The organism is Gracilibacillus phocaeensis (assembly GCF_900626275.1).
Taxonomy (GTDB): domain Bacteria; phylum Bacillota; class Bacilli; order Bacillales; family Amphibacillaceae; genus Gracilibacillus; species Gracilibacillus timonensis.
In genome coordinates this window covers 392390-418587 of sequence record NZ_LR131143.1, presented here as the reverse complement: position 1 = coordinate 418587, position 26198 = coordinate 392390, and the positions used below count along the sequence as shown (strand labels likewise).

The following is a 26198-nucleotide window of genomic DNA, read 5'->3' as shown; positions in this document are numbered from 1 at the left end:
GTTTTCTCCCGTTTTATATAAAATCTTTAGGGGGTAATGATTATTATTTTTAACAAGAAGCTTTTATTCATGTTTGTCTCTATCTTAGCGCTTAGCTTTGTTTTAGCAGCGTGTGGTGGAGATGATTCCGGCTCAGATGATGGTGGAGGAGAAACTGCAGATGGTGAATTCGCAGAACAAGAATGGCGTTTTGTTTCTGAAGAGGTACCAGGTGAAGTGCAGTATGAGTATACCGCTGAGTTTGCTGATCGTATTAGTGAGAAAACAGATGGTGCAATCACCATTGAACCTATTGAATATGGCGGACTAGGTAGTGAGGTAGACCAAGCACAAATGCTACAGCAGGGTGCCGTAGAATTTGCGGTCATGTCTCCAGGTTTTACAGGTGGGCAAGTACCGGATGGTCAAATTTTCTCTTTACACTATTTCTTTCCATCTGATCAAGAACAAGTACAGCAAATTTTGACTGATAGTGAAGCACTAAACGAGGATTTGCGTGCTAAATATGAAGAGCATAGTATTACGCCACTTTCCTTCTGGACAGAGGGAGCGATGGCTTGGACAAGTAATGTAGGAATTGAATCACCTTCTGACTGGGAAGGACTTAACACACGTGTGCAGGAATCACCGTTAATGCGTGAATCGTATGCAGCTTATGGTGCAACTGTTCAATCCATGAGCCAGAGTGAACTGTATACGGCATTAGATCGTGAAACCGTGGATGGTCAGGAAAACCCGCTATTTTATATTGAATCAGCCAGCTTTAATGAAGTTCAAGATACCTTAACGATTTCCAATCACAATAATTATGTGGCGATGACTACTGTGAACACAGAATGGTATAATGGACTTGATGATAGTGTCAAAGAAGTGATTGATGAGACCGTTGCTGAAATGCAAGATTGGGTATTCGAAGAGCAGCAAAGCAGTAATCAGGAAGCTTTAGATGCCATGGTTGATGATACCGAAAACCCAACGGAAGTTATTGAGCTGACAGAAGATCAAATTGCTGAATTTAGCGAAGTTGCTGAACCAGTTCACCAATACTATCGCGATGAAGTCGAGGGTATTGACCCAGAACTCTTCGATAAACTGCAACAAGAAATTGAAGACGCAACTGGTGAATAATAAATAATCGAAACCACCTTTAACTTTATTTGGTTGAAGGTGGTTTTTCTATGTGAAAAATAAGATACATTCTTTCCAAACTGTATCTATCACCCAAAAAATTGTTTTAATCTTCTATGAGCAGGGAATAAAAAAAGACATGGGGAGTGAGAAGTATGAGAAATAAAACATTGTATAGTTTCTTTTTGCTAATATGGATAGGTGCACTAATGGTGGGCTGTCAGGAAGAATCATCACCATCAGAAACAGAAACTACGCCATCACCAGAATCGGAACAAGATAACGCAAAAGAACAAAATAATGAACAGGCAAATACAGATGATACTCAAGCAACAGACCATGAGGAAGAAAACGAACCTAATGATAACCAGAAAGAAAGTAGTGAAGAACAGGCGAAAGTATCTGATAATGAAGCGAACACAGAACCAGATAGTCAGGATTCCTCTAAGGAAGAGCAAATACACGAAACAAGCTATGCAAGTGAGGAAAAGGCAGTTAACAGGCTAGGTCTAGAATCATATCGTGAAGTGGAGGACACCAATATAAACCTAGGGCATGGTATAGAAGGATTTGCCGAAGGGGCTGCTGGACACACTTATATTTCATGGAATGAAGGAAAATGGTTAATCGAGGTCGATGCTCCGACAGATCCATCCTATATGGTAGCAAATTATGAGGATGATGAAGCCCTGGCAAAAGCGGTTGTTGACTACTTAGAGGATAACTATCTACCCGCGCCAGATCAACGTGGTATTATAGAAATAAATGCTTTCAATGAGCACCCACAAACAACCATCAAATGGCAAAAGGGAAGCACTGTTTATATGATTGATGAGAAAGTACCGGATCCATTAACTGCCTTGGAAATTGCGGTTAATCAAGGATAATACTGCTATTAAAAAACATGGCTTATCGCATGAATCATAAGCGAAAGCCATCGTTTTTCTAATCAATTTTTATAAGTCGTTGACAGCCTTTATGTCCATCATGAAAACAAAACTGAATTCGTTTTCATTGACTTATAGAGTATTTGCTAATATACTAAAATCAAGGTACTTTCACATTTTTTGCTAAGGAGATGATGCTGTGAAAACGACTATCAGAAGGTGTACGTTAGATGACCTGCAATTGTTGCAGCAAATTGGAACGGACACGTACAATGAGACATACAGCCACTTAAACACACCGGAAAATATGAATGAATATTTAGAACAAGCCTTCAACCTGGACCAACTAAAAATAGAATTATCCAACCCATCTTCAATCTTTTTATTCCAATATGTAGACGACGTCTTAGCAGGCTATATAAAATTAAATCAAGGAGATGCACAGACTTATCAAGTTGGAGAAGATGCCATGGAGATTGAACGAATCTATGTAAGAAGCCTTTTTCATGAACAAGGTTTAGGAAAAGAGTTGCTTTTTACAGGAATTGATACAGCAATAGAACATCAGAAAAAGGAAATATGGCTTGGTATTTGGCGCAAGAATAAAAATGCCATCGATTTCCATAAGAAGATGGGCTTTGAAGCAAGAGGCACCTATTCGATTTATATAGGTGACGAAGAGCAAACAAATTATGTGATGGTAAAAGAATTAAACAATTAGATAGTATAGAACGAGCACCAGCGGACTTGTATGATGGATGCTTGGCGCAAAGCCAAGCTCTTCTAACATTAAGGTAACAGGGCTTTCGCCAATTGCTGGCGTAAAGCCACAGTAACCTTAACCTCCTTCTTTTAAAACAAATCCGGATCCTCTTCCGGCTGTTTTTTCTTCCATTCGTGATAAAAATGACTAATCGTTGTCTTGACAACTGCATAAGCAGGGATAATAAATAGCACTCCAATAAATCCTGCAATACCACCAGCCGCCAAAATCAAAGTGATAACGGTAAGTGGATGGATCGATAATTTCTTCCCCATGACATTAGGCGAAATAATATTACTTTCAATTTGTTGAGCTATCACCATAACAACCGTTGCCCATACTGCCAAGATTGGTTCTTGGAAGAAACCCACGATGATAGCTGGGATCGCTGAAAGAAAAGGTCCAATAAAAGGGACGAAATTCATAACCAGTCCAAAGAGTGCTAAAGAAAGGGAATAACGTAAGCCGATGAACGAATATCCAATATAAAGCATAATCCCTACACATAAACTTACGATGAATTGTCCTTGAATAAAGGAAGCCAGCGTGTGATTGACATTATCACTCAAAGTGCGAAAGCTTTTTGCTTTAGCAGGACTTAAAAATTGTGATACAAAAGGCACAAACTTATGACCGTCCTTAAGCATAAAAAATAAGAAGAACGGGATCAGAAAAATCGAGAATACAAAACCGAATATGCTCCCAATCGTTCCGATAATTCCTGTTGTGATAGCTTCAGCGTATGTATTGAAATTATTAGTGATACTTTCAATGGTATCATCAAATTGTGAAGGGATCACATTTTGATTTTCTTGCCATAAGTCAAATAATTTTTGTGCATTATCGAACATGTCTGGAATATTATTAATCAAGTTGGTGAATTGTCGTTGTACAATTGGCGCAATAAACATAACGATCACTGTAATAACCGCAATGACCAGTAGAAAAACAATACCTATACCGGCTAAACGAGGAATTCTCTTCTTTTCTAACCAATTAACGAACGGATTGGAGATATAAAAGATAATCCCTGCTCCGATTATAGGGACAGCAATGGCCGCCAGATAAGCAGAAACTGGTTCGAAAATAAACTTGGTAATAGAGATCAGGTAAATTAAAGCAAAAATAAGAATAAAGGTGAAAAGAATTTTATTTATTTTCTTTTCAAACACAATCATCATCCTTTCATAGGAAGCTAGTATTTGCATTTTACCACAGGTTGAATCCGGGATGATAGGGTTAACAGCTAAGCTAGTAATAGAAACATGAAAATGACTATGCTACTATGGTAGATAGTAAGTATGTAAGGAGGATGACATATGGACTGGAGAAACAATGTAAAAAAGTGGAATGCATTCGACGAGATGGAGGAACCGTTAAAACAGCAGTTAACAGAGATGATGAACCATAAGAAAGAACTAGAGGACGCCTTTTATACGAACCTAAGTTTTGGCACGGCGGGTATGCGTGGGATGTTAGGTCCTGGAACCAATCGAATGAATATTTATACGGTTCGTAAAGCAGTAGAGGGCTTGGCAAACCATATCGTGAAATATAGAGACAATGCAAGGGAGCGTGGAGTGGTTATTGCCTATGATTCACGTTATATGTCACAAGAGTTCGCCATTGAAGCAGCCAGAGTGCTAGGTGTTCATGGGATCAAGACGTTTGTTTTTGATTCGCTGCGGCCGACACCGTTATTATCGTTTGCGGTTCGCTATTTACATACTGCAGCTGGAATTATGATTACAGCTAGTCATAATCCGCCAGAATATAATGGATTTAAGGTGTATAATCAGGACGGCGGGCAAATGTTGTCTGAAGAAGCAACAGCCCTGATTGATGAGGTGCATGCTGTATCTGATGAACTGCAAGTACCAGTGAAACCTCAAAAGGAAATAGAAGCAGCCGGATTGCTCGAATGGGTAGGTGAGCAAGTAGATCAGGCTTATTTACGTCAATTAAAGGGGATTCAAAAGCAAGATCAGGAGAAGTCGTTACAGATTGTCTTTACTTCTCTGCATGGAACTGCACATGATTTGGTGATGAGAGGCCTGAAGCAAATTGGGTTTAACAATGTACACGTGGTAAAAGAACAGGCGCAACCTGATCCGGATTTTTCCACCGTTTCTTCACCGAATCCAGAAGAGCATCAGGCATTTGAAATGGCAATGGAACAAGGTAAACTGATTGGTGCAGATATTTTAATTGGTGCTGATCCCGATGCTGATCGATTGGGGGTTGCCGTCCGACGACAAGATGGAGGCTACCAAGTGTTGACAGGTAATCAGCTGGGTGCCTTGTTATTGGATTATACCCTGTCTCAATTGAGTGCTCCTCAACGAGAAAACGGTGTATTTATAAAAACGGTGGTAACTACGGAATTAGGGCGAGCAATTGCTGATTATTATCAAGTTGAAACAGTGAATACCTTGACCGGCTTTAAGTATATTGGAGAGAAGATCAAAGAGTTTGAGACAGATATCAGACACTTTTTGTTTGGCTATGAAGAGAGTTATGGTTATTTGATTGGTGATTTTGTTCGTGACAAGGATGCTGTTCAAATTGCGGTGGCTGCTTGTGAAATGGCGAATTATTGGAAACTGAAGGGTGAAACACTCTTAACTGCCTTGGAGGCTTTGTATCAACGTCACGGCTATTATCAGGAAGAATTACAAGCATTGACGCTAAAAGGGAAAGATGGTGCTGCGCAAATTGAATCGATAATGGAGGACGTTCGTCGGCAGCCATTTGAACAATTAGCGGGGTTAGAAGTTATAGCAGTTGAAGATTTTCATAGCAGCCAACGAACACAAATCCGATCAGGTGAAGTGACAACCATTGATTTACCTCAGGCCAATGTCGTGAAATTTTTGTTAGAACAGGACGCATGGGTATGTTTCCGTCCATCAGGAACGGAGCCAAAGATGAAAAGTTATTTTGCAGTCAAGTCGGATAGCAAAGAAGAAAGTGAACAGCTGTTAAAGCAAATACAAGAAGAAGTTAGTGTAAGAATTGATCGAGTTATTGATGAGAAATAAGAATAATTCACAAGAAAAACCCACGATAGGATGTCGTGGGTTTTCCTTTGCATATAAAAATTCTTTACTTTAAAACAAACAAAATATATTTCCTTCGGGTATGTGGTCTATGATTTAATAGCACATAACGTTCTGCGAAAAATATGACAGCTTACTTTAAGGCTTCCTGCATCACTTCGACAAACCAAAGAAACTATCATAGCAAGCTGATCTTTACTTTAAAAGGCCAAAATCTAGATGATTTTTTATCCTGCTACTTCATTATTAACGCTAGCTTTAAAGAACAGAGGAATTTTGGTTTGCTATATACTTGCTTATTATCTCTCTTTTTTAGTTTGCAAAAATCGCATAGTGTATTAAAATTAACACATTTATAAAATGATGTTATTTATTTATTATAGGTATGCATAGTTATTTTGTTGCTGGCCTGTGTTGTATATGAACCTCCGCAAAAATAACATATTGTAAGTATTTTTGTAAGCGAATACAATTAGGGTGATCTCATGGAGAGGAGGAAAGAATGTTGAACTATAATAAGGAAAAATCTGTATTTAAATCGAAATGTTACAAGTCTATACCAATAAGTCTAAATAAAAATATCTTAAAAGGGGTTTGAATTTAAAAATGAAAAGTACATTTCAGTTCTTATTTACAATAGCTATTTTCATGTTGTTATTATCTGCTTGTAATTCAGAACAATCAAATAATGAAGAAATTGGAGAAAATGATAATACCGCGAGCAGTGAGGAAATTACAGTAAATAAGGAAGACTTTCCTATTGTAGATGATGAAATCACCTTATCTATGATGGCGCCATCTACGGGACAAGCCGAGTGGAAAGATATGCTTATCTTGCAAGAATATGCAGGAATGACTAATATTAATTTTAATTTTGATACACCACCAATGAGTGATTTTGCCACCAAATTAAATTTAACATTTGCAAGTCGTGATATTGCAGATATTATTTATGGGGCAGGAACGGATAATTTAACACCCGGAATGGAAGCTGATTACGGAGAACAGGGTGATTTACTACCTTTAGAAGGATTAATTGAAGAATACGCACCAAATATTCAAAAGATGTTCGATGAAAATCCAGATATTAAAAAATCGGTAACTACTGCTGATGGACATATTTATTCGTTACCTAGAGTAAGTGAAGAAGTAACTGCTATTTGGGGAAGTAATCCACTATGGTTTAATGGACGTTGGTTAGAAGCGTTAGAAGTCGATGAATTACCAAGTACCACGGATGAGTTCTATGAATTATTAGTTCGCTTTAGGGATGAAGATCCAAATGATAATGGGGAATTAGATGAAATCCCATTAACAGATGTTAAAATGGATGGTATTCGTTTGTGGTTTTTAGGTGCATTCGGCTTAAAAGAGTGGGGAATTGAAGAAGTTAATGGTGACGTGAGATATACTCCTATTACAGAAAATTATAAAGCTTATCTAGAGTATATGAATAAGCTTTATGAAGAAAACTTGTTGGATCCTGAAACATTTACTCAGTCTGAAGAACAGCGAAAGGCAAGTGGACAAGATAATAGATTAGGCGTGTTTAAGGCTTGGTCCTCATTCTTCGTTACCGGTGAGACAGAAGAGGAAGCTTTGAATAATCCTATGCTTTACCCATTAACGAGTGAATATACGAACGAGCCTTTATTACCTCGTAATCCAGGAATTTCGAGAGGAGCTTTTTCCCTTTCTAGTAGTAATGAATATCCAGAAGCCTCCATTCGTTGGGTAGATTGGTTCTATTCACAAGAAGGAATGGAATTTCTGGGGCAAGGTCCAGAAGGTCACATTTGGGAATGGGCTGATGAAGAAGGTGGAGAAAAAGTACTTCTTGATCCACCAGATGGGTTTGACACATTAGAAGAATATCGTGGAACCATATCACCTGATTTTGGGATTTCCGCTCCCACTTTCAAAGCACCTATTAGAGGCATTCCAGAATCTGATTATCAAAAATTTGAACGAGAAGAAACCGAAACAAAAATAGAACCGTTTGCAGAAATTCCATTTCCTCTTGTTTATTTAACAACAGAAGAACAAGAAAAAGTAAACACGGTTGAAGTTGACTTGGAATCTTATGTTAGACAAATGGAAGCAAAATTTATTACAGGAGTAGAACCATTTTCTAGTTGGGAGTCATATATTAAAACGATTGAAAATATGAATATTGATCAATATGTACAAATTCACCAGGAAGCATACGACCGATGGGTTGATAGTTAATATTCCATCTTAATTATAAAGTTTTAAGATAGATAGAGAAATGTAATGAAAAATGATTAGCTCAACTATTAGTACGATTACGTAGAGAGGAGTACACATGAGTAAACCAAATATTTTATTTATTATAGCTGATGATCATCGTTATGACGCCATTGGTGCATCCGGAAATACAGAAGTAGAAACGCCCAATCTGGATGCATTAGCGACAAATGGTGTTGCATTTAATAAAATGTATACAATGAATGGCTTGACTGGAGCTGTTTGTGTGCCAAGTAGAGCTGCACTTCATACAGGCGTAAATCCTTTTCGTGCTTCTGCCAGTAATAAAGTAGAAGACTATCCAAATCTACAAGTATTGAATCCCGAATTGACTTCTTTTCCAAAAGTAATGAGGGAATCAGGATACCACACACATGCCATAGGGAAATGGCATAATGATAAAAACAGTTTTGCAGAAGGATTTACTAGTGGGAGTAAAATTATGTTTCGGGGAATGAGTGATCATGATAAAGTGCCTGTACATGATTTTGATCCAACGGGAAATTATCCTGAAGAGAATTGCTATTTCGAAGAGCGTTTTTCTACCAATTTATTTTGTGAAGAAGCAATTCAATTTATTGATAATTATCAAAAAGAAGAACCTTTTTTTCTATATGTGGCATTAACGGCTCCACATGATCCTCGTACACCTCCAAAGACATATAAGGAAATGTATGATCCTGATGATATTACACTTCCTGAAAATTTCATGGGTCAGCATCCTTTCGATATTGGTGCTATAAATATTCGGGGAGAAGCACTTGCGTCTTTTCCCCGTACGCCCAAGGAGATTCGCAAACATATTGCAGAATATTATGGAATGATTAGCCATCTTGATCAGCAAATCGGTAAGGTGTTGCAAGCACTATCTAATAATGGATTGGCACAGGACACATTGATTGTTTATACGTCAGATCATGGACTTGCGGTTGGACAACATGGTCTAATGGCGAAACAGAATATGTATGAGCACAGCCTTCACATTCCATTTATAATCAATGGTAAACATATTCCTAAAGGTAAAACAGTAGATAGTTTGGCGTGCCAATATGATATTTTTCCAACCATTTGTGATTTAGCAGAGATAACACCTCCGGAAAACATTGAAGGTCAAAGCTTAGTGCCACTACTGACTGGGCAAAAAGATTATATAAGGAGGACGGTTTTTGCTGTTTATACAGATGTACAGCGAATGATTCGAGATGAACGTTGGAAATTGATAAAATATGATCGATCTAAGCAACATGACGCTGGTACAACATGTATGCAACTTTTTGATCTTGAAAATGATCCATGGGAAATGAATGACCTTTCCAATGACAAGTCGCAAAAACAAAGATTGGAAGACTTATTGGGTAAACTTCAAGAATGGCAAAAGCAAGTATCAGATCCATTAGTTAAAGAAGATTTATCATAATAAGTTATCAATTAGATGCCTGATGTGCATTTTTCGCTTGTAATAAAGATAAAAGTCACTATATAGAAAAAAACGTTTATTTTCACATCAGCTATCTTATCTTTTTGCGTTTCACTGAACCAATAGCAAAATCGAATTATCTTACTAAAAAGAAGACCATGCAAATAGTAATAATGTTTTTAATATTAATTATTATGGTGAGACTCATACGCTGGAGGAATGAATGTGATAAATGCTAATAAAAGAAATAATAGTAGTAAGAAACAGCCTAATATTATTTATATTTTGGCAGATGATATGGGGTATGGAGACCTATCATGTTTGAATGAGAACGCTCAATGGAAAACACCGAATTTGGATCGGATTGCTGCTGAAGGAATCTCTTATACGGACGCTCATGCGACGTCTGCAGTGTGCACTCCGTCTCGTTATAGCATACTAACAGGACGGTATAATTGGCGTTCTAGCTTGAAAGAAGGAGTTGTTGGAGGGTACAGCCCGCATTTGATGGAAGAGGATCGCCTAACAGTGGCTTCTATGCTTCAAAAATATAACTATCAAACTGCTTGTATGGGAAAGTGGCATTTAGGTATGGACTGGACGAAAACTGGACCTGGTTATAGTGATATTGACTTTACACAGCCGATTGAAAACGGACCTACTGCATTTGGGTTTGATTATTATTACGGTATTAGTGCTTCACTGGACATGCCACCTTATGTTTATATTGAAAATGATCGAGTAACACAGGTGCCTGACCGCATCACTTCTCAAAGTGAAGAAGAATCTACTTACGGCTGGTGGCGTGAAGGGCATACAGCCCCAGATTTCAAGCATGACGAAGTCTTACCGCATATAACCACTAAGGTGCTAGACTATATTGATCGTGTGAGTGAAGACAACCCGTTTTTTGTCTATTTCCCATTAACTTCTCCACACACACCAATTCTTCCAAGTTCTGATTTCCAAGGAAAATCTGGTACTAATGCCTATGGAGACTTTGTATTAATGACAGATGACATCGTAGGGCAAGTTTTACAAAAGCTAGATGATAAAGGAATATCAGAGAATACAATAGTGATATTTACAAGTGATAATGGTTGTGCTCCACATGTTAATTACCAAGAACTAGCTAGATATGGACACAACCCAAGCTATGTGTTTCGTGGTCATAAAGCTGATATTTATGAAGGTGGTCACCGTATCCCATTACTGATCAGGTGGCCGGAAGAAATTACACCTAATACGCAAACAGATGAGCCCGTTTGTTTGGCGGACTTTATGGCAACAGTAGCAGAGGTTATTGGCTACTCACTACAGGAGAATGAAGGGGTGGACAGCAGAAGTCATTTACTTTTCTGGAAGGGAAAACAACGCGGGCCATTACATGAAGCAATTGTTCATCATTCTATCAATGGTTCATTTTCCATTCGTCAAGGTCGGTGGAAATTGGAGCTATGCCCAGGCTCAGGTGGCTGGAGTTATCCAAGGCCAGGGGAAGAATCGGAGATGGATCCGGAATTCCAGTTATATGATTTAGAAACAGATATCCAAGAGAAAAGAAATATAGTGAGGGAACATCCAGATAAGGTTGAAGAGTTAGTCTCTTTATTAACCAAATTTATAACCGAAGGAAGGAGTACTCCTGGTGCACCACAGAAAAATACGGAGGCAGATCCGTGGCCGGGATTACATTGGTTAACATCAAGCTAAGTAATCAAATAAATCCATAAATGGTAAAATAATTTGAAAATTAATGGTTAATCACAAAATTACAATAATTGGAACAAAAAAGAAAGGTGATTCTTTTGATCGAACAGAAACAACCTAATATTTTATTTATCATGAGTGATGATCATGCTGCACATGCAATCAGCGCATATGGAAGTCGCATCAATGAAACACCCTATATTGACCGTATTGCAAAGGAAGGTATTAGATTTGATAACTGTTTTTGTACAAATTCTATTTGTGCTCCAAGTCGTGCGTCCATTCTGACTGGAAAATATAATCATGAAAATGGAGTCAGGACACTTTGGGAACCAATGGATACTCGTCAACAGCATGTTGCTAAGGTTTTACAGGGTAATGGATATCAAACAGCTATGATTGGTAAATGGCATTTAGGGCATGGAAAAAATAGTGATCCAACAGGATTTGATTATTGGAACATACTACCTGATCAAGGAGATTACAATAATCCAGATATGATAGAGATGGGAGAGACAAAGAGTTATCCGGGATACGTTACAGATATTATAACCGATCTAAGCTTGGACTGGATGAATAAAAGAGATAATAACAAACCTTTTTTCTTAATGTGCCATCATAAAGCACCACATCGACCATGGAAACCAGATGAAAAATACAAGAACCTTTATGAAGATATTGATATTCAAGAACCAGAAACTTTTCATGATGATTATCAAAACCGCTCATTAGCTGCTTTTGAAGCAGTGATGCGGGTTGATAGAGATTTACAAAAACGAGACGTAAAAATGGATCCACCTAATGATTTGTCTCCTGAGGCATTAAAAAGTTGGTATTATCAAAGATATATTAAAGACTATTTGCGTTGTGTTGCTTCAATTGATGATAACGTGGGTAGGATGCTTGATTATTTGGACACAGAAGGAATAACAGACAACACCATCGTTATTTATACTTCTGATCAAGGCTTTTTCCTAGGAGACCATGGCTGGTATGATAAACGATTTATGTATGAAGAATCACTTAGAATGCCATTTTTGGTGAGATATCCAAAAATGGTTAAGGCGAATAGTTCTACCAGTTCTTTTGCGTTGAATGTAGATTTTGCGCAAACGTTTCTTGACTATGCAGAAGTAGAAGCTCCAACGGATATGCAAGGGACAAGCCTAAGACCAATTTTGGAAGGAAAGAACCCGGCGGATTGGCAACAGTCAATGTACTATCGTTATTGGGAACATATGAGTGACCCACATAAAGTAGGTGCGCATTTTGGTGTGCGTACTCATACTCATAAGCTAATTTACTATTATGGTAAAAGTTTAAATGTTCCAGGTTCTTATGATGATCCAAAAGAACCAGAATGGGAATTGTTTGATTTGGAAAAAGATCCTTCTGAACTTAATAATGTTTATCATCACCCTCAATATCAAGAAACGGTCAAGGAATTGAAAAAGGAATTATTTTTATTAAAGAAAAAAGTTTGCGATTTTGACTAACACAAAATAAAAGCAATCTAGGTTGTTATATAAGTTGAATGAACGTTAAGGATACAAAAAGACCCAAAGCTAGAAGATTAACTACTGAACGAGATTAGAATAGTTACTTCTAAGTAATAACAGAGGTATTGGGTGGTCATTTTATATATGTCACAAATTTAAGGAATTAGATGATCATCCTCTATTAAAAAATATAAAAGTCACACATATGGATTGTGATATATAATGAAGTAAGGAATGAAAGATGAGAAAAATACGTAAAAACTTAATACGCGAGGAGGAACAATAATAATGAAATTTTTAATGACTAATCGACTACAATTTCTCTATGTGATAACCTATTTTCTTATTTTTATCATTCCTTTCTCCATCATATCTTTGTTTTTTTATAATAGTTCTGTTAATAGTCTGAGAGAAGAAATTGAAATATCAAATATTAACAATCTTAACAATATAAAAAATATTATGGATGCGCGTATAAGTGAATTAAATAATATTGGAGCTCTCATTGCAATGGATGCTCGATTAACTCCTTATCGAGTTAACAAACTTGAGTTCCTTCCAGAAGCTATCGACGGATTATACAAGTATAAGCAAAGTAGTGTCATTATTGATGATATATACTTGTATTATCTAAATGAAGAAACAATCACTTCTAGCGATGGTCGTATGCCAGTAGATACTTTTGTTGAACTATATTCAAACGCACAAAATACATCATGGCATTCTTTTTCGAATAATATGGAAATGATTCAATATCCTAGTATCGTATCAAAGGAAGAAGTATTAGGCTTAGATTCTACTTTTTTTTATCCTCTGGTTTCCAGAGCAACGGAAAATTATGGAGTTGTTCTTATGAAATTAGAAAGCGCTTTTTTAGAGAGAATGATTTATAATACTTTAGGCAGTTATGAAGGCAGTGTATTAGTATTTGATCAAAATAACCAATTAGTGTCAACATATTCTAATAATGATTCTTTATTTACCTCTTATCAATTAGAAAAAATAATCAATGATCATTCTAGTATTCAAGAAATAGATGTTAACGATATTACGCATTCTGTAGTAAAAGTGGAATCTGAATTGAGTAATTGGTCTTATATTATGGCGTTACCTACACAACAATTTTTTAGTAAAGTATCAGAATTTAAGACATTTATGTTTTTAGTATTATTACTAATTGCTATTGTTGCCTCTATACTTACCATCTATTTAGCATTTAAAAATTTTAAACCAATAAAAAAAATGGCGGATATTATTGTAAACTACCACATTAATTCAGACATCCTTTTCCATTTTATATCAGGGAGAAATCTGGAGTAATGTGCTCGTTTATTCATTTAATTTCCGATTTGAAAAAACTTTGTAAAATTATTTCAGATACTATTCCAGAAAAAATGCCCCTTTTAAGAGGCATTTCCTGATGTGATATCTATGTATTCTATACGAACTTTGTAAACCTCGAATACACGTAAATTAAATGCTACATCTTCATCTAATATCACATACCACTCTTGATCTTCTTTTCCTAAATATGCTTTGAAATAATGCTTTTGAATACGTAATTCAAAAGCCATTCCTTCAAATGTTTCATAGTCTTGCTGGCCAATCCAGATCTTCCATCCCTGTAAATCAAATATCATGATTCCTTGCCGCATCATAGGCCACTTTCCTCTGTTGCCATACGAACAATCTCTTCATCAATTTGTTGTTTTTTTAACTGCGCTCCATACAGAAGACAATTTGAAGCTAATGTGTTAATGATGCGTGGCCATCCTTGCGAACGTAAAGCGATAGCTTCTAAACCTGTCTCTGTAAAAATCGGCATCTTTGCCCCTGCCAGTTTTAACTGATGCTCCATATAAGCAGTAACGTCTTCTTTATTCAATGGCTGGAATTGGTATCTCATAATAATTCGTTGAGCCAACGGGCGATGGTGATTCAAATGGAGCCGCGTTTTCAAATGCGGCAGACCAGCTAGTATCAGAATAAATGGATTCGACGAATCCATTTGGAAATTGAAAAGAATAGCTAAGTCCTGTAAAAAAGCATCTTTTGCCATATGCATTTCATCTAAAATAAATATGGGCGTTATTTTACGCTCCTGCTCCATCCGTTCAATTCCTTGTTGAATCTGACGAAATAAATCTACTTTACGAAACTTAGGTTCTTCTCCTAGTCCGTATGCTAGCCCCCGGTAGAAATCCATCACCCCTCCGGTGGACAACGGAAAATAGACGACATGGTATAAGGCTGGGTTAAGTGAATTCTTAAAGGCTCGTAAGGTGTACGTCTTCCCAGCACCAGGGTCACCTATCAACAACCCAATTCCTTTAGACTTTTGTAAATACCCAAGACCATTCATTGCCTCTTGATAACTCGTCGATTGGAAGGCATTTGTTGCTGTTGCTTCCTTGGTAAAGGCTTCCTTTGCTAAGGAATAGTATGTTTTATACATGATCCTTTCCCTCCTCCTGCCTTGCTTCAGAGAGAGAAAACGGCGATGGTCCACGTTTGATATGGGCGTTATCGTGGATGGTGACCGCTCTGGCTTCAGCTGCCTTTTTTCCGTCCTCAAATACATAAACATGTTGTTCATCCATACGAACTTCAATTCGCTGACCAATATATTCCGAAGGAACTTCATATAACTGCTTGTCCAATGTAATCGTTCCATCTTGCTTTACTTTTCTCTCTACCCGTCTTAAAAAGATGGTTTCTAAAATAGAGAGGTCCTCTAAAAAGCTGATTCGATCTAGCTGCGATTGGAATACTTCATGTGGCGTTTTTCCTTCTAAGGAAGCGTGTACTCTCCGATGATAATCCTCTTCGAGCCAACACCAGAATCTCTCATTTAATTCCTCCAAAGAGGTAGCTGGATTGGTTTGAAGTAGTGGATAAAAACGCGTTTGTATCGTCTTAAATAACCTTTCTATTTTCCCTTTGCTTTTAGGATCGTAGGGTTGCGTATGAGCTAAGGTAATTCCTAATTGGGCACATGCATACTGTAGCGTTTCTGACCGATAGATCTTTCCATTATCTGCATAAATGATGTTTGGCTTTCCTCTGCGTATGAATGCCTCTTTGGTCACTTCTCTTAAACCATCAAATTTCTCAGAAGAGAAAAATTGTCCATACGGTACCAATCTCGAACAATCATCAATATAAGCAATAAGAAACGTTTTCTTCATTTTTCCATTAACCGGGACATAAGGGCCGTGTGATAAATCTGCCTGCCATAGTACATTGACTTTATCATGCGCAAAGCGTTTTCGTTCTTTCTCTGGATGATAATGAATATAATTCCTTCCTGCCATCTTGTGTTTTTTTAGTAATCGGTTTATAGTAGAGTAAGAGATTTGATTTTTGTTGATTTCTCCATTTCCTATTAGTTGTTCGTAGAAAACACTAACAGGCATATGGAGAAATTTTTTTCGTGTTTCTAGTATATGATCTTTGTCATCCGGAGATAATCTTCTGGCGCCCCCTCGATCAGAACGCCTTTTAGGCTTTAATGCATCAAATCCATTCCTTCGGTAATGCAGATGCCATTCTTGCATTGTCTTGGCTGCAACCTTTCGTTCCCCATAATAAGGAATCGTATGCATTTTCCCTTCCATTTCTTTCAAATAATCCTTTGGCTTTACTTGTCCATTCAAAAGTGGGGCAATCAATCCATAACGAAATAAAGCAATTTCTTCCCGTGTTTTTTCATTCATGAACTTTTCCTCCTTTTTATAGAAGGATAACCGGTTATCCATTGCTTTTATTCTACTTTGTCCTTCCCATCAGTGCTAGGAAAAGTCTATGTGGGATGAATAGTATTCTTTTTTGGTGGTAAATATGGTAGAATTAATTTGCCCATAAAATAGGATGATAAATGACCCCAGCTCCTTCGGAAGAAGGAGGTTGATTCGCCAAAATCTTGGATCATTGTCACGTATTTTTGGGCTTCTTTTTTTATATCCTTCGTGAAACCCAATTGATATCCTGCGTCTGTAAAAAAGCTATGGGTCCAATGGATGCTTTCATAAAAACGTTTCAGATGTTGTTCTAATTGCTGGCGACTTCCTTTTACTTTCTCTCCCTTAAGCACACTGCTTAATCTTTCCATCATGGTATCCAATGTATGTTGAAAATAGGGAATTAAGAAACTCGGTAAAATAGAGATCGTTACTTGACAAACCAAACACCTGAAACGACATATAGGAATGTGTAGTTCCTCTTCCTGGTTTATTCCGTATCTCCAATAATAACCATGTCTGTGCAAGTTTCCATAAGCAATTGCTTGGCAATTTGGGCACCATTTAAATAACGGAAAGTTATTCTTTTTTCCTTTCTTCTCATATTCTTCTATCCCAATTCCAAAGTCGTGTAAAAAAATCATTAAAAAACTCCCCCTTATAATATGCAAAAAATTTAGCATATTACTTCAGGAAAGTACAGTAATTATCCTGGAGGAGTTTGAACAAGATAACCCTATTTGAGAGGAAATAAAGTGATGCTTTACAATATTATAAAAAAGAAGGATGAAAGCTTTCAATTTAAAAGTAAAAGTGACTTAGTAAATTTAAGTTCTGCTATTGAAAACTTGTATTTGGAACATGATGATTTAAACAGCAAATATTACAAACAAGAACCCTTAGTTCGAGATCAATGCTTGACCCTCCTTCTTAAAGGACAATCCACAACTGTTTATCCTCCAAAGGAGTTATTTGATTCTTTAGAGCTTGATCTTAGTGGTCCTTATGCCTTTGTGATTGTAACTGCTTTTTCCCAAGAGCAATTACGTGTTATAGATATGAAAAAGGTTGAAACAACTGCTAGTCAGTTAATGAAGAATACCAAAGTGTATGGAGTGGAGTTAATAAATGACAAGGTAATAGCTTATATCGTTAATGGGTTAGTCGACTCAAAAGCGAAAAAAAATATGTTTCTAACTCAATTTCAAACACTAATTCCGTTTGATAATTTTTCATGTATTGGAGTTAGTAAAACATACAGTGGAACAAATTCTATGAATCATTCTTTCATCGAAGCTTTTGCCTCGTTTGAATATGGGAAAGCAAATCAAGTTAAAGGAATTGTTCATTTCGATGAAATAAAAAAACAACAAGAGACAATGTGGCTTCCTAATACTGATTTACTTAAATTAACGCAGAGTTGCAAGCAAGGAAATAAAGAAATAGCTGATGAAACCATTCAATCATTGGTTTATTGGTTGCAACATAGTGCTCCTCCTCCATTATTGAAATACATGAAATATGATTTAGTGAATACTCTGATAAAAATTACAAGTGAAACAGGCATCTCGTTGGATATTCAAAAAATATATTTTCAAATGAATAATGAAAACTGGTATCATTTTCAAACTTCTTTATTCGAATTAACCGGCGAAATTTGTGACAAAATATCAGAAAAGAAAGAAACTCAAAAAGACCAATTGCAAGTTGATATCATAGAGTATATTCATAATAATTTTAAAGACCAAAATTTTAGTCTGGACAATATAGCGAAAGATTTTAATTTATCGATTTCTTATTTGAGTCGGTTTATAAAAGAAAAAACTTCAAAAACTTTCTCTCAATATGTTTGGGAGCTTCGACTTAAAGAGGTAAAAAAACAATTAGTTGAGACCAGTGTACCGATTAAGGAAATTATAATTGAAATCGGGTATATTGATCCTCCTAGCTTTACAAGGAAATTTAAATCATCAGTAGGTTTAACACCTAGTGAATATCGTTATACGTATCAAAAAAATTCATAATACTTACATGTTATGTCCTAAATGCTACGGAGGTAGACCATATATATTCTGATCGAGTTCGTTTGGGCTTTTTTAAACAGTATTGTCTCTTGCATTATATTGGTTCAAACAAAATGAATGAAATAAATTGGAAATGTTTAAACCATATAAGATATTCCAAAAGCCATTCTCGGTACTGTTTTGTTCCAATTATAATTTTTTGAAAATATACCTTACCAATTTTTGCTATGTTATTACTTTGTTGATTTCTTTGATGTTATGAGATAAACGTCTTTGTGCTTTAAACCAAAATGGATATAAGTGTGGTAATATTAAAAATGAAATGGTAATGATTAAGAATGATAAGAAAAGAATCTATCTCTGTAAAGGAAGGATGACATGCCTAAACATCATTATTTTCAACCTCGCCTGGTATATCGGTATATTATATCTTATATTCTTGTTTTTCTGATTCCTTTTGTTTTTATGAGTTTGTATGTTTACTACCAATCTTCTGTCAGTCTGCGAGAAGAAATAGAGAGTTCGAATGTCAATAAACTAGAACAGATAGAGAGCATTACGAATGAGCGCATCAAAGAATTAGAAAATACTGCTTCAAAAATTGCCTTTTCTCCACAACTTACCCCCTATAAGATAAGTCATAGATACTATGGAGGGGAGGCAATTGAAGAATTAAGTAATCTTAAAGATAATAATGCGATTATTCATGAACTTTTTATTTACCTTTATGAACAAGAACAATTGTTGTACTCTTCTCAAGGACCATATAGTTTTTCTGAGTTGTTGCAGCGAAGCTACCGTTTTGAAGAAGTTACTGAGGAAGAACTCAAAGTTTACTTGAATAGTGATATACCTACCGTAATGTCACCCAAAAAAGTGGAGTTTAAGAATGGTACCGAAGATAAAATGATGGCTTTTACATATCCAATTTCTCCAAGTAACCCCAATCCATACGGAGCCATTATGTATTTTGTGGAGGAATCTATGTTAACGAATTTAACAGAGAATACATTAGGTGATTTTCAAGGTAGTACGTACATAGTTGATGAAAATAATCAGTTAATTGTCTCTGCTTCAAATGGAGAGGAGGTTTCGTGGGAACAATTGAATCAGAAGTCGTTTCAACAGCAAGGTGTTCGCACGGTAACAATAGATAACCGTGATTATTCTGTTTCTTCGATAACTTCTGAGGTGAGTGGCTGGACATTTATTACGGTAATGGATGTTGAACAATTTACGGAACGAGTAGTTCAACGAGAGACTTTTTTTGTATTATTAATAGTTATTTTATTCATAGTAGGTGTGATTCTTGCTATTATTATTGGGCAGAACCAATATCGGCCGATTAAACGATTGGCCTCTTTAACACAAGTAAGTAAGAATCGTTATACCCAGAAGGGGCAGAATGAAATAGAAGCCCTTCATCAGTCCATCACTGATATATTAAACGACCGGCAGCATTTAACGGAAACATTGGACCTACAAGAACCGTATGCAAAAGATCAATTGTTATCACATATCTTAAAAGGAGACATTGAACGTGAGGATACAGTTGAGCAATTAATAGAGACCTTATCGATGCCATTTGCCCATGGTCCGCATTTTGTAATAGTGGTGGAATTTATAGAAGAGACGATTCCAAAACATAGAGGAGATATATTTTCCTTATCAGACTTTAATTTATCACAAGCAACAATGAATGGGGTTGAATTATTTAATCCATATTTGTTTGCATTTATCGTAAGTTTGAGGACGGAAGGAAACAACCAAAAAAAGAGGAAGCAAATCACTAGAATTATTCAGAAAAAAATCCTTCAAGAACGCAAAATTAATATAAAGGTGATGGCAGTTGGTAACTATTATGAAAAAATAACACATATTAATCGTTCCTTTATAGAAGCGATGGCAGCCCTAGAACATAAATTGACGGTTTCGCAAGGTAGCACAATTTATTTTGAAGAATTAGTTTCTAATCATCAATCAGAAGGTGGATATCCGCAAGAATCTCAAATGAAATTGTCACAAAGCTTAAGAGAAGGTGATGCAATCGTTGCAATCGAAACGCTTAATTTTATTGTGAATAGTTTAAGAGAAGCAGAAGTTTCGATGAATACATTACGGTATATCTGTTTTGACATTATTAACACGGTTATCAAAACAGCTATGGAGCTTGGTTTGACCAAGAATATTGATGATTTTAAAGCGATTGGTGATTTTGATTCCATGGAACAGATGCAAGAGTCCTTGCAAATGGTGATAATAGAAATATGTAATAGAGTGCAACAAAGAGAAGCTAGTCACACAGAACGCTTAATAAATGATATTCTCACCTATATACAAAAGCATTTTAAGGATTTTGAACTTAGTTTAGACGGTTTAGCTAATCAGTTTCACTTATCAGTCCCTTATTTGAGTAAGTTTATTAAAGATCAGACAGGGGTTACGTTCACTGAATATGTTTTTCAAATGCGTATCGAGGAGACGAAAAAACTACTAAGAGAGACAAACCATCCAATTAAACTAATTGTTGAAACCGTTGGGTATAAGGATGTATCGAATTTTACCAGGCGTTTTAAACAAGTAGAGAGTATGACGCCAGGTCAATATCGCAAACTTTTTCAATGAAATTTGTTCAAAAAGCTAATAAGATCCTTCTGACATCACAATATCAAGTTTTACATATTTATTAAATAAAACATATTTTGTGTTAACAAAAGCCTCTATTGCAAGCGTTTTTATGGGAAGGTTATTTTATATTTGTACACTCATTAAATTTCACATATTGTTTACAATACCTCATCTCCATAGAATGAAGGTTAAGTGAAAACGCCTTCAACGAAAGCGATATTCACTTAACATCATAATTATAGTAAAGAAGGAGAGGGGAAATGATGAGAGGTAATATTAGCAATTTTCTATTTGTATTAGTATTAATGAGCATCTTTTTATATGGATGTGCTTCAGGGGAGGAAGAGGAAGAAGCATCCTCATCAGATCAGTCAGATCAACCAGAAGTAAGTATTAATGAAGATGGTTTTCCAATAGTAGATGAATCGATTGACATGACCATGATGGCTCCTGGAACAGGGAAAGCAGAGTGGAAGGATATGGTTGTGTTGCAAGAGTATGAGGAGATGACAAATGTACATTTTGCATTTGACACGCCACCTTTAAGTGATTTTCAAACGAAATTGAATCTGGCTTTTGCTAGTGGAGATTTAAAAGACGTTATTTATGGAGCAGGCTCTGATAATTTGACACCAGGTATGGAGGTGGATTACGGACAACAAGGGATATTGTTACCACTAGAAGATCTCATTGAAGAACATGCGCCGAATATTCAACGACTGTTTGAGGAAGATCCAAATATTAAAAAATCTGTGACCACCGTTGATGGACATATCTATTCCTTACCTAGGGTTTCCAGAGGTCCGACTAATGCATGGGCATTGGGGCCGATGTGGTATAATGGGGAATGGTTAGATGCCTTAGGTGTAGAAGAACTTCCGGAAACAGTTGATGAGTTTTATGAACTATTAAAGCGTTTTAAAACAGAAGATCCTAATGGAAATGGAGAGGCAGATGAAATCCCTTTAAGTGATACAAAAGAGCGATATACTCGTTTATGGCTTATGGGTGCCTTTGGTTTGAAAGAGTGGGGAATTGAGGAAGTTAATGGAACAGTAAGGTATACTCCCATTACGGAAAATTATCGAGAATTTCTAGCTTTTATGAATAAATTATATGAAGAAGAATTATTGGACCCGGAAACCTTTGCGCAAACTAGTGAACAAGAAACGGCAAAAGGACAAAGTAACCGATTAGGTGTATTTCAAACGTGGTTTTCTTATTTTGCCACGGGACAGTCACCATCAGAAGCTGTTAATAATCCAATGTTTCAACCTTTAACCAGTGAGTATTCGGAGCAACCAGTTATTACACGAAATCCAGCCATTTCCCGAGGAACATTCGCTATTACCAAGGATAATCCGAATCCAGAAGCGGCGATCCGCTGGGTTGATTATTTCTATTCTCAAGAAGGCTTTGATTTCTTGGCACAAGGTCCTGAAGGATACCTTTGGGAATGGGAAGATGAAGAAGCAGGAACAAAAACATGGTATGATGAAGCGCCGGAAGGCTTTGAATCAACGGAGGATTATCGGGGTACGTTAACGCCGAATTTCGGGATTTCAGCACCGGGCTTAGTCGTTCCTATTACTGGAAAAGAGGAGAATGAGTTCGATCAGTTTGTCAGGGAAGAGACAGAAACGAAGATTGAACCCCATGCAGAAATACCGTTTCCTCTTGTATATCTTACAGAAGAAGAGCAGGCTGAAATCAATACAATTGAGGTCGATCTAGAGTCCTATATTGAACAAATGGAGGCAAAGTTTATTACAGGTGTTGAACCATTATCAAATTGGGATTCTTATGTAAAAACCATTGAAAACATGAATGTTGATCGATATGTCGAAATTCATCAGACGGCTTATGACCGCTGGGCAGATAGTTAATAATGGCATGATTACAGACTGAGTAGATCTTTTACACTATTCAGTCTGTAATCCGCTATCATTCAATAAAACATCATTTAGAATCGTGACCAAGGAGGATACATATGTCAAAAAATCAACCCAATATACTTTTTATTTTAACGGACCAACAACGAGTAGATACGCTTAAGGCATATGGAGGGGAGGTATGTCAAACACCGAATATTGATCAATTAGCAGAACATAGCGTGGTGTTTGATAATGCTTATGCCAGCTGCCCGGTTTGTACCCCAGCACGGGCATCGATGCAAACGGGGTTGTTCCCGCATAATCATGAAATGAGAAATAACACTTCAGAACCTGGCTGTAGATACGATAGATTGCCTAATACGGACCGACTGCTAAGCAACCAGTTAAAGAAGCAAGGCTATCAAATTGGCTATACGGGTAAATGGCATCTCGGCTGGGGTCCGACAGAAGTTGGCTATCAGGGGGATGATTTTCCAGGCCATGGTGCGGGAGGTCATGGTTATGAGCAATATCATCAATATCTCAAAGACCACCAATTAGAAGTAAAATATGCAAATAAATTAACGGGGCATTACAAAGGACATTATGCAGCAGAAGTCGTTTCACCAGTAGAAACAACCGTTGAATATTTTCTGACAGAACAGGCAATTGGCTATATCGACCAATTTCGTCAAGCAGACCAGCCTTTCTATTTTCAATTGAATTTCTGGGGACCGCATGAGCCGTATATTGCTACTACCAAACATTTGGATCTGTATCGGGATTTGGATCTTGAACCATGGGGTAATTTTATTGATTCGTCTAATAATAAACCAGCTATCCATGATGTCAAGCGTTCCAAAAACAGAGATTGGGAAACCTTTGAACCTTACGTCAAGCATTACTTTGCTAATGTAAGCTTGATTGACGAACAGGTTGGACGCTTAATCGCATATTTGAAACAGCATGATTTATATGATAATACCATTATTGTTTTCTCAGCAGACCATGGGGAATCGTTGGGTATTCATGGTGGCTTATGCGACAAAAATTTCTTTATGTACGAAGAAACATGCCATATTCCATTGGTGGTGAAACCATTAGAGAAACTGTCAAATACTCGTCGGGAGGAGAAGTTTGTTGGTACTTGTGATTTATATGCCAGCTTCTTGAATTGGTCAGGTATACCAGAAGATGGCATTACAGGTGATGGCCGCTCTCTGGTGCCACTAGTGAATCATCAGCCTGTACCGGACTGGCCGGAAATAGCGGTAACAGAAGGTAATGGTTTAGCGGAAATTCTTTATACACAGCGAATGTTGCGCTATGGCAAGATGAAATATATCTTTAATTGTGGGGATACCGATGAATTATATGACTTAGAGCAAGACCAGTATGAGCTTGTGAATCAGATCGACAACACCGATTATCAAGAGATGTTAAGTCATATGCGGAACCTGCTGGCAGAATGGATGAAGAATCATCAGGATAGGGCATTAGAGCAATACCAAGACATGCGATTTTAAGAAAGGTGGGAAAGATGATGAGTAGACCGAATTTTATTGTGTTTTATTGTGATGATTTGGGATATGGCGATTTAGGCTGTTATGGATCGGATCAGATCAAGACACCAAATATTGATCAATTGGCGGAAAACGGTGTTCGATTTACCGACTGGTACTCGAATTCCCCTGTTTGCTCTCCGTCAAGAGCGGCATTACTTACTGGGAAATATCCAATGCGGACAGAAGTGGATCAAATTTTGAGCGGGCAAAGGGGTGCCGCAGGATTATCTCATGGTCATGAGAGTTTACCTTCGATTGCTAAGCAGCATGGTTATCGAACAGCTATGTATGGTAAATGGCATTTGGGCACAACATCAGAAACGAGTCCTAATGCTCATGGCTTTGACGAATTCTTTGGATTTCATGCAGGTTGTGTCGATTATTTCTCTCATATCTTTTACTGGGAGGGAGTACCTGTTCATGATTTATGGGAGAATGAGGAAGAGGTCTGGAATAATGGCGAATACATGACAGAATTAATTACCGAGAGGGCGGTTCAATTTATCCAAGGACAGGGCCAGGATAAAGGGGAGGATCAGCCTTTTTTCCTCTATGTTCCTTATAATGCGCCACATTATCCAATGCATGCCCCGGCCAAATATATGGAGCGTTTTTCTCATTTGCCATGGGATCGTCAAGTGATGGCAGCAATGATTTCTGCAGTGGACGATGGTGTCGGAGAAGTGATCAATGCCTTGAAACGATCTGGACAATATCAAGATACCATGATTTTCTTTTCCAGTGATAATGGTCCTTCTACCGAGGTGCGAAACTGGTTGGATGGGACGCCTGACAAGTATTATGGTGGTGATGCAGGGATATTTAAAGGACATAAAGGAAGTTTGTTTGAAGGTGGTATTCGTGAACCGGCTATCTTTAGTTATCCGGCTCAAATACAAGGTGGGCAAGTTGTAGAAGAAGCAGGCATCATGATGGATATCCTGCCTACCTTTATGGAGTTTGCTGGCATACCTGTTGCTGATCGTGCTATAGACGGAAAAAGCATGGTGGATATGTTAACGAGACAGTCAAATCCCCAGTCTCCTCATGATCAATTATTCTGGGAATATAATGATCAATTGGCCATGCGGCAAGGAGATTGGAAGCTGGTTTGGAATGGAAAGCTTGATTTTGATGAGACAGCAGAAGATGTCATTCAATTGACTAATTTGCGGAAAGACGCAGGAGAGCGCCATAATGCAGCAGATGAATATCCTGAGTTAACCGAGCAGATGAAGACAGATTTACAGACCTGGTATCAGGAAATAACTGGTTCTTCAAAAGAATAAAATAATCGTTGTGCGGCCATACTAAAAGATGACTTAATTCCAGAAGTCATCTTTCTTTTTGTTACATAGTAGAGAAGCTACAGTGGGTGTTGCAGAAATGGCCTTTTCGACTTAAGAAAGCCAAACCAATTACAAGTTTTTTCAAAAAGATGATTGACAGGCTTCACAAAAAGGCTTATAGTTATAACATCAATAAAGGGGAGTAGCTGCACAATAAATGTCGTCATTTCGAGAGACATCTCCGGCATTATTGGCAACTCAACGTTGTTAGCGAGACCTTTACCACTGTTGTTGGTAAAGGTCTCGTTTTTTGTGATCTTTGCCAACTGGTGGAGATCACTTTTTTA

19 protein-coding genes are annotated in these 26198 nt (G+C 37.1%); 14 read left to right on the top strand and 5 right to left on the bottom strand.

The window, feature by feature from the left end; genetic code table 11:
- Positions 1-36: 36 nt before the first annotated feature.
- From dctP to E0E32_RS06475, 3 genes are all read left to right on the top strand, one after another.
- The gene (gene dctP, locus E0E32_RS06485; RefSeq protein WP_066188217.1) at positions 37-1128 is read left to right on the top strand and encodes a TRAP transporter substrate-binding protein DctP; all 1092 of its coding nucleotides are present in this window, start codon (positions 37-39) and stop codon (positions 1126-1128) included.
- 155 nt (positions 1129-1283) lie between these two features.
- A complete protein-coding gene (locus E0E32_RS06480; protein WP_130859318.1) occupies positions 1284-2015 on the top strand; it encodes a hypothetical protein in 732 nt (243 codons plus the stop codon).
- Between the two features lie 199 nt (positions 2016-2214).
- Complete coding sequence (locus tag E0E32_RS06475) at positions 2215-2736, top strand: GNAT family N-acetyltransferase (protein ID WP_066188213.1); 522 nt, start codon at positions 2215-2217, stop codon at positions 2734-2736.
- A 131-nt stretch (positions 2737-2867) separates the two neighbouring features.
- Here the strand turns inward: E0E32_RS06475 and E0E32_RS06470 are convergent, their stop codons facing one another.
- Positions 2868-3959 carry an AI-2E family transporter gene (locus tag E0E32_RS06470; protein WP_350308620.1) on the bottom strand — a complete coding sequence of 364 codons (1092 nt, stop codon included), beginning with the start codon at positions 3957-3959 and terminating at the stop codon, positions 2868-2870.
- A 138-nt stretch (positions 3960-4097) separates the two neighbouring features.
- Here E0E32_RS06470 and E0E32_RS06465 point away from each other — a divergent pair, with 138 nt between their 5' ends.
- The 6 genes from E0E32_RS06465 (at position 4098) to E0E32_RS06440 (ending at position 14051) form a co-directional block, all read left to right on the top strand.
- Positions 4098-5819 (top strand): phospho-sugar mutase, encoded by a 1722-nt coding sequence (locus tag E0E32_RS06465; protein WP_066188209.1) that lies wholly within the window; start codon positions 4098-4100, stop codon positions 5817-5819.
- A 624-nt stretch (positions 5820-6443) separates the two neighbouring features.
- The gene (locus tag E0E32_RS06460; RefSeq protein ID WP_130859317.1) at positions 6444-8066 is read left to right on the top strand and encodes an extracellular solute-binding protein; all 1623 of its coding nucleotides are present in this window, start codon (positions 6444-6446) and stop codon (positions 8064-8066) included.
- A 97-nt stretch (positions 8067-8163) separates the two neighbouring features.
- Positions 8164-9522, top strand: a complete 1359-nt coding sequence (locus tag E0E32_RS06455; protein WP_130859316.1) for a sulfatase family protein — start codon at positions 8164-8166, stop codon at positions 9520-9522.
- Between the two features lie 225 nt (positions 9523-9747).
- Positions 9748-11235: a sulfatase family protein gene (locus tag E0E32_RS06450; RefSeq protein WP_286171763.1), complete on the top strand. Its 1488-nt coding sequence runs from the start codon at positions 9748-9750 to the stop codon at positions 11233-11235.
- 86 nt (positions 11236-11321) lie between these two features.
- Entirely contained in the window at positions 11322-12728 is a 1407-nt protein-coding gene (locus E0E32_RS06445; protein WP_434059207.1) for a sulfatase family protein, read from the top strand.
- Positions 12729-13019: 291 nt separating this feature from the next.
- A complete protein-coding gene (locus E0E32_RS06440) occupies positions 13020-14051 on the top strand; it encodes a cache domain-containing protein (protein WP_130859314.1) in 1032 nt (343 codons plus the stop codon).
- Positions 14052-14134: 83 nt separating this feature from the next.
- Here the strand turns inward: E0E32_RS06440 and E0E32_RS06435 are convergent, their stop codons facing one another.
- From E0E32_RS06435 to E0E32_RS06420, 4 genes are all read right to left on the bottom strand, one after another.
- A complete protein-coding gene (locus E0E32_RS06435; RefSeq protein WP_066189527.1) occupies positions 14135-14389 on the bottom strand; it encodes a DUF5348 domain-containing protein in 255 nt (84 codons plus the stop codon).
- Entirely contained in the window at positions 14386-15186 is an 801-nt protein-coding gene (locus tag E0E32_RS06430; RefSeq protein ID WP_066189525.1) for an ExeA family protein, read from the bottom strand. The genes E0E32_RS06435 and E0E32_RS06430 overlap by 4 nt, the downstream gene beginning before the upstream one ends.
- Positions 15179-16447, bottom strand: a complete 1269-nt coding sequence (locus tag E0E32_RS06425; RefSeq protein ID WP_066189521.1) for a TnsB C-terminal domain-containing protein — start codon at positions 16445-16447, stop codon at positions 15179-15181. Before E0E32_RS06425 ends, E0E32_RS06430 begins: the two co-directional genes overlap by 8 nt.
- 86 nt (positions 16448-16533) lie before the next feature.
- Positions 16534-17115, bottom strand: coding sequence for a DUF6431 domain-containing protein (locus E0E32_RS06420; RefSeq protein ID WP_066189519.1), 582 nt, complete (start codon positions 17113-17115; stop codon positions 16534-16536).
- 114 nt (positions 17116-17229) lie between these two features.
- Here E0E32_RS06420 and E0E32_RS06415 point away from each other — a divergent pair, with 114 nt between their 5' ends.
- From E0E32_RS06415 to E0E32_RS06395, 5 genes are all read left to right on the top strand, one after another.
- Complete coding sequence (locus E0E32_RS06415) at positions 17230-18495, top strand: helix-turn-helix domain-containing protein (protein ID WP_130859313.1); 1266 nt, start codon at positions 17230-17232, stop codon at positions 18493-18495.
- 378 nt (positions 18496-18873) lie between these two features.
- Positions 18874-21120, top strand: a complete 2247-nt coding sequence (locus E0E32_RS06410) for a helix-turn-helix domain-containing protein (protein ID WP_130859312.1) — start codon at positions 18874-18876, stop codon at positions 21118-21120.
- Between the two features lie 263 nt (positions 21121-21383).
- A complete protein-coding gene (locus E0E32_RS06405; RefSeq protein ID WP_286171761.1) occupies positions 21384-23009 on the top strand; it encodes an extracellular solute-binding protein in 1626 nt (541 codons plus the stop codon).
- 104 nt (positions 23010-23113) lie between these two features.
- Positions 23114-24523: a sulfatase family protein gene (locus tag E0E32_RS06400; protein ID WP_130859311.1), complete on the top strand. Its 1410-nt coding sequence runs from the start codon at positions 23114-23116 to the stop codon at positions 24521-24523.
- A gap of 17 nt (positions 24524-24540) precedes the next feature.
- On the top strand, positions 24541-25851 hold the full coding sequence (locus E0E32_RS06395) for a sulfatase-like hydrolase/transferase (protein ID WP_066188200.1): 1311 nt from the start codon (positions 24541-24543) through the stop codon (positions 25849-25851).
- Positions 25852-26198 lie beyond the last annotated feature (347 nt).

Excerpts from the sequence above, each read along its gene's own strand:
- E0E32_RS06420 (WP_066189519.1), bottom strand. The coding sequence starts at position 17,115 with ATGATTTTTTTACACGACTTTGGAATTGGGATAGAAGAATATGAGAAG.
- E0E32_RS06425 (WP_066189521.1), bottom strand. The coding sequence starts at position 16,447 with ATGAATGAAAAAACACGGGAAGAAATTGCTTTATTTCGTTATGGATTG.
- E0E32_RS06410 (WP_130859312.1), top strand. The coding sequence starts at position 18,874 with ATGCCTAAACATCATTATTTTCAACCTCGCCTGGTATATCGGTATATT.
- E0E32_RS06465 (WP_066188209.1), top strand. The coding sequence starts at position 4,098 with ATGGACTGGAGAAACAATGTAAAAAAGTGGAATGCATTCGACGAGATG.
- E0E32_RS06430 (WP_066189525.1), bottom strand. The coding sequence starts at position 15,186 with ATGTATAAAACATACTATTCCTTAGCAAAGGAAGCCTTTACCAAGGAA.
- E0E32_RS06395 (WP_066188200.1), top strand. The coding sequence starts at position 24,541 with ATGAGTAGACCGAATTTTATTGTGTTTTATTGTGATGATTTGGGATAT.
- E0E32_RS06440 (WP_130859314.1), top strand. The coding sequence starts at position 13,020 with ATGAAATTTTTAATGACTAATCGACTACAATTTCTCTATGTGATAACC.
- E0E32_RS06400 (WP_130859311.1), top strand. The coding sequence starts at position 23,114 with ATGTCAAAAAATCAACCCAATATACTTTTTATTTTAACGGACCAACAA.
- E0E32_RS06415 (WP_130859313.1), top strand. The coding sequence starts at position 17,230 with ATGCTTTACAATATTATAAAAAAGAAGGATGAAAGCTTTCAATTTAAA.
- E0E32_RS06460 (WP_130859317.1), top strand. The coding sequence starts at position 6,444 with ATGAAAAGTACATTTCAGTTCTTATTTACAATAGCTATTTTCATGTTG.
- E0E32_RS06470 (WP_350308620.1), bottom strand. The coding sequence starts at position 3,959 with ATGATGATTGTGTTTGAAAAGAAAATAAATAAAATTCTTTTCACCTTT.
- E0E32_RS06405 (WP_286171761.1), top strand. The coding sequence starts at position 21,384 with ATGATGAGAGGTAATATTAGCAATTTTCTATTTGTATTAGTATTAATG.
- E0E32_RS06480 (WP_130859318.1), top strand. The coding sequence starts at position 1,284 with ATGAGAAATAAAACATTGTATAGTTTCTTTTTGCTAATATGGATAGGT.
- E0E32_RS06455 (WP_130859316.1), top strand. The coding sequence starts at position 8,164 with ATGAGTAAACCAAATATTTTATTTATTATAGCTGATGATCATCGTTAT.
- dctP (WP_066188217.1), top strand. The coding sequence starts at position 37 with ATGATTATTATTTTTAACAAGAAGCTTTTATTCATGTTTGTCTCTATC.
- E0E32_RS06435 (WP_066189527.1), bottom strand. The coding sequence starts at position 14,389 with ATGATGCGGCAAGGAATCATGATATTTGATTTACAGGGATGGAAGATC.